At 40.9% G+C, this 824-nt stretch carries 2 protein-coding genes; both read right to left on the reverse strand.

The features are described from left to right. Positions 1-482: transposase (locus tag QL919_RS14100; protein WP_290190095.1), on the reverse strand; the 482-nt coding region annotated here is incomplete at its 3' end. After that, the gene (locus QL919_RS14105) at positions 409-759 is read right to left on the reverse strand and encodes an IS630 transposase-related protein (protein ID WP_290190096.1); all 351 of its coding nucleotides are present in this window, start codon (positions 757-759) and stop codon (positions 409-411) included. The genes QL919_RS14100 and QL919_RS14105, both read right to left, overlap by 74 nt. Positions 760-824: the final 65 nt, after the last annotated feature.

The raw sequence follows: 824 nt of genomic DNA on the forward strand, positions 1-824 counted from the left end.
ACCTGAGCCCATTTTTTCTCGATAGGGTTCAGATCAGGGCTGTACGGCGGTAGCCAAAGAATACGATGACCATGCCTGTTCAGTAGCTTTTGAATGCGTTTATTCTTATGAAATCTGGCATTATCCATCACAATCACGCATTTGGTTTTAAGACTTGGGATTAGCTTGTGTTTGCACCAGTGATAGAAAACGATGCTGTTGATGTTTGTCTCAAAGTAATCTAGTGCAAACAGCATCTTTTCATATAGAGCACCGATAACGTTGGTTCGCTTTTTACCTTGCCAGTTGTAACTATCGATACAGGGTTTACCAATCGGTGCATAACCATGAGAGCGAATGGTCTCGTGCTCAAAGCCGCGCGCGTATATATAGACGATGGGATAGCCTTGTTGTTTAAAGTTATCAAGCTTACTGTGGTATATCGCTCTTTTGATCGGACAGGCTTTTGGGTGTTCTAAGGTCTTTTTTTTGACTGATGCCAAGTCGCTTTAGGGCATGATAAATGCCTGTTTTACTACAGTTTAGACGACGAGCTCGCTCATACTGGTAATCATCGGGATGTTCTTGAACATCATTAAGTAGCACGTCATCTGGTATTTTATAGGGTTTGGTTTGCCTGGTTGTTTTACTATGAACACGTCTCTTCCAGTTCTGTATAGTGGTTGGGCTCAGATTGTAAAACTCAGCTGCCTCGGCAAAGGTCATACCCTCGTCTAAGCTTTTAAGAACTTGCATACGAAAATCTAGTGAGTAAGTCATGGTCTTTATAATAACAATTGGGTTTGATAATTAATTTATAACACTTTTAGGTGTGCTTAGCTATA

This window comes from Psychrobacter sp. APC 3426, assembly GCF_030408035.1.
In the GTDB taxonomy this organism is placed as follows: domain Bacteria; phylum Pseudomonadota; class Gammaproteobacteria; order Pseudomonadales; family Moraxellaceae; genus Psychrobacter.